This window comes from Bordetella petrii, assembly GCF_020991325.1.
In the GTDB taxonomy this organism is placed as follows: domain Bacteria; phylum Pseudomonadota; class Gammaproteobacteria; order Burkholderiales; family Burkholderiaceae_B; genus Bordetella_A; species Bordetella_A petrii_E.
Genome location: NZ_JAJMLX010000178.1, coordinates 1 through 9,629, shown reverse-complemented (window position 1 = coordinate 9,629; position 9,629 = coordinate 1). Strand labels below are relative to the sequence as shown.

The 9,629-nt window shown below is 66.3% G+C and carries 10 protein-coding genes; 3 read left to right on the top strand and 7 right to left on the bottom strand.

Annotated features, from left to right (window positions below; all coding sequences use genetic code 11):
* Window positions 1-254 (bottom strand): prepilin peptidase (locus tag LPZ50_RS16760; RefSeq protein WP_230662811.1); only part of this gene is annotated, 254 nt, incomplete at its 3' end.
* Window positions 255-427: 173 nt separating this feature from the next.
* Between LPZ50_RS16760 and LPZ50_RS16755 the strand changes: the two genes are divergently transcribed.
* Entirely contained in the window at window positions 428-1,168 is a 741-nt protein-coding gene (locus tag LPZ50_RS16755) for a copper resistance protein NlpE N-terminal domain-containing protein (protein ID WP_230662809.1), read from the top strand.
* 140 nt (window positions 1,169-1,308) lie between these two features.
* Entirely contained in the window at window positions 1,309-3,348 is a 2,040-nt protein-coding gene (locus LPZ50_RS16750; RefSeq protein ID WP_230662807.1) for a PIG-L family deacetylase, read from the top strand.
* 6 nt (window positions 3,349-3,354) lie between these two features.
* On the opposite strand, the gene LPZ50_RS16745 is transcribed toward LPZ50_RS16750, so the two are convergent.
* The 4 genes from LPZ50_RS16745 to LPZ50_RS16730 all read right to left on the bottom strand — a co-directional run bounded on the left by LPZ50_RS16745 (window position 3,355) and on the right by LPZ50_RS16730 (window position 8,183).
* A complete protein-coding gene (locus LPZ50_RS16745) occupies window positions 3,355-4,332 on the bottom strand; it encodes a Bug family tripartite tricarboxylate transporter substrate binding protein (RefSeq protein ID WP_230662805.1) in 978 nt (325 codons plus the stop codon).
* A 53-nt stretch (window positions 4,333-4,385) separates the two neighbouring features.
* Window positions 4,386-5,408 carry a cyclase family protein gene (locus LPZ50_RS16740; RefSeq protein WP_230662803.1) on the bottom strand — a complete coding sequence of 341 codons (1,023 nt, stop codon included), beginning with the start codon at window positions 5,406-5,408 and terminating at the stop codon, window positions 4,386-4,388.
* Window positions 5,409-5,490: 82 nt separating this feature from the next.
* The gene (locus LPZ50_RS16735; RefSeq protein WP_230662801.1) at window positions 5,491-6,996 is read right to left on the bottom strand and encodes a class I adenylate-forming enzyme family protein; all 1,506 of its coding nucleotides are present in this window, start codon (window positions 6,994-6,996) and stop codon (window positions 5,491-5,493) included.
* Window positions 6,993-8,183, bottom strand: a complete 1,191-nt coding sequence (locus LPZ50_RS16730) for an acyl-CoA dehydrogenase family protein (protein ID WP_230662799.1) — start codon at window positions 8,181-8,183, stop codon at window positions 6,993-6,995. The genes LPZ50_RS16735 and LPZ50_RS16730 overlap by 4 nt, the downstream gene beginning before the upstream one ends.
* A gap of 151 nt (window positions 8,184-8,334) precedes the next feature.
* Here LPZ50_RS16730 and LPZ50_RS16725 point away from each other — a divergent pair, with 151 nt between their 5' ends.
* Window positions 8,335-9,123 carry an IclR family transcriptional regulator gene (locus LPZ50_RS16725; RefSeq protein WP_230662797.1) on the top strand — a complete coding sequence of 263 codons (789 nt, stop codon included), beginning with the start codon at window positions 8,335-8,337 and terminating at the stop codon, window positions 9,121-9,123.
* Here LPZ50_RS16725 and LPZ50_RS16720 read toward each other — a convergent pair.
* Both LPZ50_RS16720 and LPZ50_RS16715 read right to left on the bottom strand, forming a co-directional pair.
* Window positions 9,102-9,350, bottom strand: a complete 249-nt coding sequence (locus LPZ50_RS16720; protein WP_230662795.1) for a response regulator transcription factor — start codon at window positions 9,348-9,350, stop codon at window positions 9,102-9,104. The two genes, LPZ50_RS16725 and LPZ50_RS16720, sit on opposite strands and share 22 nt — an antisense overlap.
* Window positions 9,351-9,469: 119 nt before the next feature.
* Window positions 9,470-9,629, bottom strand: a 160-nt coding sequence (locus LPZ50_RS16715) for a pantoate--beta-alanine ligase (protein WP_230662813.1), incomplete at its 5' end; no start/stop codon positions are given.

Here is a 9,629-nt window from a genome sequence, read left to right as displayed (position 1 = left end):
CGGCGCCAGCCACGCACCGGCGCCGCACATGCCGGGCAGTGCCAGCCGGGCCGCCACAACGTATAGCCGCCCGCGACATCCGCGCCGGAGCCGGCCTCGGGCTGGCGGAAATCCTGGTATTGCTGCAGCCATTCGCGTTCCATGATGCGCGGCAGGCGGTGCGCCAGCACGGTCAGCCAGGTGCCCACGGCCAGGCCCAGCGCCGCCGCCATGGCGATGGCCCAATCGGGATCAATTGCAAAGGCGTGCCACATGACGGTTGAACGAACGAGAAAGCGCAGGCAGTAAGGCCGGCGCGGCCGGCGACGTCGCATTATTCCGGCATGCGGCGAATAGTTCAAACAGCGGGTGTGACACCAGCGTATCGGATGTTTGCATAAATGCGTAGAATCGTGGCCAACACCGTAAATTGCGACGAGCCCCACACATGCCCGATTCCGTGCTTATCCAGCCCTCCCGCCGCGGTTCCCCGGCATTGATCGCGGTCGCGCTGGCGGGTTCCGCAATACTGGCGGGCTGCGCGCAGCAACGCACCGAAGGCTATTACAACCCGCCCGCCGCCAGCACCATCACCGACGCGCAGTACCAGGGCCAGGGCGCGGGCTACCGCCAGGTGGTGCACGCGCCGTCGCAATTGCAAATCGAACTGAAAGGCCAGCAGCCTGGCCAGCCGCGCAAGCCCATCCCAACCGCCCAGGAAGAGGCCGCCGAAGCCGCCGCCCAGGCCGATGCCGCCGCGGCGGCAGCCGCCGCGGCCGGCGATGTCTCCCCGGCCAGCAAGGCCCTGGTGCCGCAGGCCCAAACCTACATGGGCACCCTGCCCTGCCTGACCCCGTCGGCCCAGTGCGCGGCGCAGCGCGTCACCCTGACCCTGGCGCCCAACGGCCGCTGGCGCAGCCGCACCTCGTTCCTGGATTCCACCGGCAACGCGGCCAACCCCACCACCGAACAAGGCTGCTGGGACGCCACCGCCGAACGCCCCGCCCGCGTACTGCTGTCCGATGCCGCCGGCAACCTGCGCGTGGAATTCGTGGTGGCGGCCAACAACGTGCTGCGCGTGCGCTCAGTGCTGGGTAAATCACCCAACCTGAACTACAGCATGACCCGCCAGCCCGACCTGGACCCCATCGACGAACTCTCGAAAACACCCGCCCCCAAGTGCCCCTGACGGGGCGCCACGGGCCGCCGGCCGGCACTTGGCGGCACGGCGGCCCAGCCGCTATACTCGCCCGCGAACGATAAAACCAAGATACACGGGCTGATGCAATTCATCGCCAGGCTGCGTATCGCGCTACCAGCCTGACGAACATGTTCTCCCTTGCGGCCCGCGTTGTCCGCGCCACGCGCCTTGCGCTGCCGTGGCTGCTCTGGTTTGCGCTGGCGGGCGCCAACGCCGCGCCTCCCACCGCCATTGTGTCGTTCGACGCCCCCGCCAGCCTGCCCCTGGCCAACTGCCGCGGCATCAAAGACCTGGCCTTCGTCGCCCACCTGGACGACGACCTGCTCTTCATGAACCCTGACATCGCCTCGAACATCGAGGCCGGGGGTTGTGTGCAAGTGGTCTACCTGACCGCCAGCGATGCCGGCGAAGGCGAACCCTACATGCTGGGCCGCGAGCGCGGCGTGCGCGCCGCCTACGCCTACATGGCCCGCCAGCCCGACCTGTGGAAAGAAGACACGGTGCAGGTCAACGGCTATCACATCGCCCGCTTCACCCTGCAGGGCAATCCGCATATCCAGCTATGGCACATGCGCGTGCAAGACCCCTGGCTGGGCAAGGGCTGGGGCAGCCTGACCCCGCTTAGCCAGGCCGAATCGGTGGCCGGCATGACGGCGGACACACTGGGCCCGTACCAGGACACCTACACCCGCGCCGACCTGGTCCATACCCTGGCCGCCATCATCAGCGCCTACGGGCCCACCACCGTGCGCCACCTGGACGACACCATCAGCGTGCCCTACACCAAGCTGTGCTGGCGCTGCGCCGGCCACGGGCACCCCGACCACATCGCCAGCGCGCGGCTGGTGCGCGAAGCCATCGCCCTGGCGCCGGGCAATTACGCCGAAACCGGCTATGTGGACTACCCCAGCCAGGAACGCGAAGCCAATCTGGCCGATGCCGAGATCGCCAGCAAATCCGAGATTTTCCGCCAGTACGCCTGGAACGACTACCACTACTGCAAGGGCCCCACCGGCTGCCAGGAGCCCGCCGGCCCGGCCGCCGCCTGGGTGCGCCGCGCCTATTTCGTGTCGCGCCACGACATCGCGCCCGAACTCTTCGCCGACCCCCAGGGCGGCCTGATGGTATTCGCCACCGGCGAAGCCAACGATGCCGTGAATATGTGGGACAACCGCAACCGCCGCTGGAACACGCTGGGCGGCCGCACCGCCGGCCCCCTGGTGTCGTTCGCCTACCCCGACTCGACGGTGGGCCTTTTTGCCCGCGACACCCTGGGCGGCCTGTGGATCAACAAGCAGAATCCCGACGGCACCTGGAAAGGCTGGCAGGCCATGGCCGGGGTGCGCGTTGCCCGTCCGCCCGCCGTGGCGCCGCGCGGCGAAGCCGCCGCCGTGGCCATGGGCAACGACGGCCTGTACCACTGGACGGCCCTGCAAGGCATCGACAGTACCTGGGCGCCCTGGCAGGCGTTGCCGGCCCTGCCCCATGCCATGGGCAACGCCGCCATCGCCAAGGACGCCAGCGACCGCTTCTGGGTATTTGCCATAGACAAAGCCGGCCAGTTGCACGCCACGTCGCAGGTGTCCGCGCAGGACCGCAGCGCATGGCAGCCCTGGCAGCCGGTACCCGCGCCCCCCGCCGCGGGCGGCCTGGCGGCCATCCGCAACGCACAGGGCCTGATCGAACTGTATCTGCGCAACCGCGACACCCGGCACCTGATGCGCATCGTGCAGGACGCCACCGCCACCCCGGGCATGGTGCCTACGCCCGCCATGCGCTGGCGCTCCGCCGCCGACATGGGCATGGAATACGTGGGCAAGCCCGCCATCGGCGCCGACAAGAACGGCGAAGTGGCGGTATCGGTACTGGAACGCCTGGGCGGACCGCTATGGCTGGTGGAAAACGGCCAGGCCAGCAAGCTGGAAGCCCACGCCGCCTCGCTGCCCGCCATGCGCTTCCTGCACGGCACCTTGTATATCGTGGCGCGCGGCGCCGGACAACTGCAAAGCTATCAGGTGCTGGCCCGCAACAACGGCGTATGGGCCACGGCCGCCGCCATCGGCGACCTACCCCTGAACGGCGGCGGCCCCTTCGCCACGGCCGCCAAGAATGCAAGCGTGCTGGCGGTGTCGGGGGTCAAACCCCTGGTGCCGCCGGCAGGTCCCTGACCCCCGCTACCTGGCCTCGACCCCGGCCAGTTTTACGACCTGCCCCCACCGGATGGATTCTTCCTGGATGTACCTGGAATAGTCATCCACGCTCCCGCCCAGCGTAATCGTCCCCTGCGCTTGCAGTTTCTGTTTCACATCCGTGGATTCCAAGGCCGCATTGATGGCCGCGTTCAGCTTCTGCAATACGTCAGGCGGCGTGCCGGCCGGAGCCACTATGCCCTGCCAGGCCAGGCTTTCGAATCCAGGCTGCAGGCTCTCCGAAACCGTAGGCACATCGGGCAGCACCGGAGACCGTTCCCGGCTGGTCACGGCCAGGGCGTGCAACGTGCCTTTCTGTACGGGCGCAATCACCGTGTTCAGCGTGGTGGTCGTGAACTGGGTGGCCCCGGCAATCAAGTCCACCTGCGCCGGAGCGGTTCCTTTGTAGGGCACGTGCGTGGCGTCGGCGTCGACAAGCTTCAGCAACTGCGCCGCGGTCAGGTGCTCGATAGCCCCGGTGCCCGAAGAAGCATAGTTGTACTTGCCGGGTTCCTGCTTCAGCAGCGCGATAAGCTCTTTCGGGTTCTGCACCGGCAGTTTGGCAGTGGTGGCCAGCACCAGCGGCACTGCCGCGGTCAGACCCACGGGGGCGAAATCCTTGCGGGGGTCGAAACCTGGCTGCTTGTACACCCAGGGCGCGATCACGATGGAAGACGTGTTGTACAGCAGCGTGTACCCATCGTGCGGGGCCTGTGTCAGCGCAACGGCGGCGATATTCCCGGCCGCCCCGGCCTTGTTTTCCACCACGACCGGTTGGCCCAGCCTGGCGCTCATGCTCTCGGCCAGGATACGCGCCACATTGTCGGTGGGCCCTCCTGGCGAAAAACCCACCAGCAGCCGGATAGGCTTGGTGGGCCAATCGGATTGCGCCTGGGCCGCGGCGCCGGCCCAAAGCGTGGCCGCCGCGGAAATCACAAGGCCCATGACGGATATCTTTTTCATGTCTCACTCCTTTGTTGTATCGCCCGGCCAGGCAGGCCGGAACGTGGGCGACTTCACACCGTTGCAACGGGGTTCAGGGGCGACCCCACGGCGCCAGGCAGACGCAGTGGCGGCGCGGTCAAGAAGAATGCGTGCCGGCCGTGTTGGCGCAGCCATTCCGCCAAAGGCGTCAAATGCCACAGTTCGCCCAGGTGGATGCCCAGCTTGAACAGGCATAGTTCGTGCAGGGGCAGCAGGGCGTGGCAACCGTCGCCATGAAAGTCGTACGGACGGTCTTCCACCGCATAGTTGTCCGCGATCAGCGCCGCGATACCGCTTTCATCCACCCAACCACGCAGCCTGGCGTCGCTGCCATCCAGCACCGCGCACGCCTGCGCCAGCCGGCCGGCATCGGGCCGGCCCTGCATGGACAGCACGACATCGGCAAACCCCGTGTGCAGGCACAGCATGTCCCCCCTGCGCACCTCTATGCCATCGTGTTCAATGACCTGCATCAGGTCGTCATAGCCCACGCGGCGGCGCGCGTCGCCATAGTGGCGGCGCAGGTCCACCATCACGGCCCGGCCCTGCACGCCCTTCGCCGCCATATGCTCGATACCCAGGCGGTGCGCACGCGAAGCGCCGTCCGGCGCCTGGTCCGGATGGCTGAAATCAGGGTCCGGACGGAATCCGTTGTAGAACACGATCTCGGCCTGGCCATCCTGGTCTGCATCGAAATGGGATCCTATGTGCGACAGCGCATCCCATTGGGTCGAATACTGCAGGCACAGGGTCACCATGTCGTCGCACGCCACATCCGTGGTGTTGTGGTCATGCGCGAACGAGTGCAGGAATACCGCCTTGTCGTCAGGCCGCCGGGTGGCGGTCAGGCGCGGCGGGTGGCGCGCCGGGTTCAACACATTGCCGCCCGGGAAATCCAGGGGCAGGCTCAGGCTGAACGACAGGCCCTGGCGCACCTCGGCCACGCCTTCCAGCACCTTCTGCGGCGTCAATAAATTCAAGCGGCCCAGTTGATCATCGTCTCCGAAATCGCCCCAGTTCGACCCTTCGGGCCGTTGTTTCCAGCGTCTGGCCATCGTTCCTCCTTCTTGGTTGCCGCCTGAGCGCGGCATGTTCAGGGATATCAGCATCAGCGCCGCGGGCAGCGGCTTTCCTGCCCTAGCCCCGGGCCCTCAGGTCCTGTACGGGCGCATCCAGCTTCGCCAGTTCATGGCGCTTGATTTTCTCGGTCTCGGTCTTGGGCAGGCTGTCCACATAAACGGCATAGCGCGGCACCATGTGTGCCGGCAACGTTGCGGCCACGAACTCGCGCAACTGGTCAGCCGGGATGTTTCGCCGGGCCACCAGGACAGCCTGGATCTCCTCGCCCATGATGTCGTCAGGCACGCCGATGACCGCGCATTCGCGGATGTCCGGGTGCTGAAGCAGGCGCATCTCTATTTCGACCGGCGCGATCATCTCGCCCCCACGCCGTATCAACTCCTTGATGCGGCCGTGAAACGTCAGATAGCCGTCGGCATCCAAAGAACCCCGGTCTCCTGTATGCAGCCACTCCTGGCGCAAGGTCGAGGCAGTGGCCTGCGGATTGTTCCAGTACTCGGTAAAAAACATGCCTGGACTAGCGTGAGCCACGATCTCGCCCTGCGTGCCCTGCGGTACGTCGCTGCCGCGCTCGTCCCGTACCGCCAGCGTTACGCCGGGGCGGGCACGCCCCACCGTGCCCATCCGTGTGGCGCCGGCCGTGTTCATGCTGACCCAGCCGCCGGTTTCCGTCATGCCATACAGCTCGCACACCGCGAAGCCGAAGCGCGGCGCAATATCGCGCCAGACCCGCTCCGGGGCCCCGCCGCCCACGCCCCAGCGCAGGCCATGGCCGGTGTGCTTGCCAGGGTGCTGTTTGTCCAGAATGGCCAGGACAGTACCCACATAGGTGAATCCGGTGGCCTGGAAGCGCACCGCATCATCGAAGAATGCACTGGCGGAAAAGCGCGGCCGCAACACCAGCGTGGCTCCCGTGTGCAGGGCTGAGGCCACGGCATACATTTGCGGGTTGGCATGGAACAGGGGCAGGAACACCATGATCCTGTCTCGCGCCGCCAGCCCCAACGAACGCGCCATATCGCGGCCCGCTGCCTGGTAGGCCGAGTGCGGCAGCACCGCGCCCTTGGGCAGGCCGGTGGTGCCCGATGTGTACAGGATGCTGTTGGCCGCCATGGGCGCAGGCGCTGGCCTGTCCAACCAGCGCGGCACATGCTGTTGCGGAATCGCCTCCAGCCAGTCGCCGATCTCCAGGCACTGCGGGCAGGACTCCATCGCGTCCAGGTCGGCCGACAAGGCTTGCAGCAGGGCTGGTTCGATCAGCAAGGCAACAGAGCCGCTTTGCGCCAGGATGTAGCGCAGCCCGTCGCCCTTCAGGCCGGTGTTCAACGGCACGGCCACCGCCCCCAGTTCACCGATGGCGAACCACGCCGCCAGGAACGCCGGCCGGTTTCCGCACAGCATGGCCACGCGGCTGCCGGGCCGCACACCGTGCCCATGCAGATGCCTGGCCACGGCCGACACCAGCCTGGCCATATCCGAATAGCTGTACTCCCGGCCGTCAACCACCAGGAACGGCTGGCCGGGAGACTTCGCGGCATGCGCGTAGAGCAGGTCCGTGATCATGGCTGCCCCATGTCCGAACGAGCCGCCACAAACTTCAGCAGATGCTTGCCCAGTGTGTTCTTCAAGATCTCGGACGAGCCGCCGGCAATTTCATAGGCCTTGGCGTCGCGCAGATAACGCCCGAAGGGCGCGCTTTCGGTTACGCCATAGGCGCCGCAGATCTGTACGGCCTGTTCCGCGGTACGCGTGGCCACGCGGCTGGCCAGCAGTTTTGCCTGGCTGGCATGGCGGGCGATGTCGCGGTGCTCATCCAGCGCCTTGCACGCGTCATATACCAGCAACCGCGCCGCGTCGATTTCAGCCAGCATATCGGCGAAGTACCACTGAATGCCCTGGAACTGCAGGACAGTGGTATCGAAAGCCACCCGGCTGGCGGCAAAGTCCAGGGCGCGGTCGAACGCCGCGCGCGCGATGCCTATGCTGATGGCCGCGGCCATGGTGCGCGAGAAATCCAGCACCGTCACGGCTTGCCGCACGCCCTTGCCTTCCTGGCCCACAAGATGGTCAGCCGGTACTCGTGCATCGTCCAGCACCAGATCCACGTGCGGGCCGTTGCGCAGGCCAAAGGTACTGGCGCTGGGGCCTTGTTCGGTGGACACCCCAGGCATATTGGCGCGCACAAAGAAGGTAGACACGCCCACGTCGGTCTGCGCCAAGATGATGTAGGCCTCGGCCGCGGATCCCGACGTAATAAACGACTTCCGCCCGTTCAGGCGCCATCCGTCCGCCGTGCGCACCGCCTTCGTGTCCAGGCTGCGGATGTCGCTGCCGTGGTTCGCCTCCGTCAGCGCATAAGACGTAATCAAGCCCTGCCGGAACTCGGGCAGCACGGCTGCTTTCAACGATTCCTGCCCGAATGCCTGGATCAGGTTCTGCGCCTGCAGGATCGTAATCAGGCTGATGCCGACGGCGGCACTGGCATACGAGGCCTCTTCGAACAAGGCCGCGCACGGCCCGTAGCCGCTGGCGCCCCCTCTCCATTCGGAAGGCAGTGTCAGGCTGGTATAGCCGCGCGCCGCCAACGCCTTGATCACCTCGACCGGATAGACGTCCTGGCGGTCAATCTCGTCCGCGTGGGGCAGCACCTCGGCGGCCACCGCCTGGCGCAGGCGGTCCAGAAACGCGGGCTCCACGGTATCGCGCCACAGGCCTCGGCTCCAGTCATAGGGAACCCGTTGATTGTCCATTGATCCTCCACCAGAATTGCCGCCTTTCCGGATTGGCGGCCAGCGGAAAGGAATCTAACGGCCCGGGTGGCGAAAAACGCGTACACTGCCCAAAAGTTCCGCCAGACGGGACTCCAGTACCGGCATGCAAAACCGGCCACGGGAGACAAAAATGGGGCGCACCATCCAACAACATGGCGCCGCGGATACGGTCCAGAGCGTCAAGCGCGCGTTGGACATCCTGCGCATGCTGTCCTTCAATGCATCATCCTCGGGCATGCGGTTTTCCGACCTGCAGGCCCAGAGCGGGCTCAGCAAGGGCACGCTGCACCGGCTGCTTAAATCCCTGACCAACGAAGGCTTCGTCGAACAAGGCGCCGGCAGCCGCGTCTATTACCTGGGGCTGGAATTCCTGTCATTGGGTGAACGCGCCGCCAACCGGCTGGATCTGCGGGCCGTAACCCGGCCGTCGCTGGAACGGCTGGCGCAAACCACGGGCGATACGGTCATGCTGACCATCCGCAGCGGCCTGGATGCGGTATGCATCGACCGCAAGGAAGGAGCCTTCCCGGTGAAGGTACTGACACAGAACGTGGGTACCCGCCGGCCGCTGGGTGTGGGATCAGGCAGCCTGGCGCTGCTGGCGGCCCTGGAAGATGAAGAAGTGCACAATGTCATACGCCGCAATGCAGGGCGGTTGGCCCCCTACCCCGCGGTAAGCGCCGATGTGCTCACGCAGGCCGTGCACGATGCGCGCCAGCGCGGATACGCCTTCAACCCCGGCCATTTGCTCAAGGGCATGTATGGAGTGGGAGTCACGATTTACCTGGCCAGGCGGCCGGTGGCTGCCGTCAGCGTGGCCGCGCATTATGGGCGCATGAACCTGGAGCGCCGCAGGGAAATCGCCGGACTGCTAAAGCACGAAGTGGCAAGCATTACTCATGAACTAGGGTCCGACTGACCCCCGCCATGCCGGCACAGCCGGCAGGCCAGTTCCAGCGTATTGCGTACTCCCAGCTTGCGGAAGATGCGGGCGCGGTGCGCTTCGGCGGTGCGCAAGGAAATGCCCAGGTCGATGGCCACGACTTTGTTGGGTTTGCCGGCGGCCAGGTACTGCACAATCTGCCGCTCGCGCGGTGTCAGCCTGGCCATGGCGGGCGAGCCCGCGGGCGAGATGAGATCCGGCATGAATGATTCTCTTGCATCGTCAAGTTGCAAAAGAGTCTGCCAGAGCAACCTGCTGGCAAGTAGCTGTCAAAAATGACAGGATTTCCCCGTCACACCAGACAAGCCGCGATGCGCCGGCCTTACAGTTCCAGATTGTCGATCAGGCGGGTCGAACCCAGTTTCGCCGCGGCCAGCGCCACCAGCGGTTCGCCCGCCGCGACCTCGGCCACGCTGGGCATTTGCAGGTCGCGCTGGCGGCGCACCGCCAGGTAGTCCACTTGCCAGCCGCGCGCCGCCAGC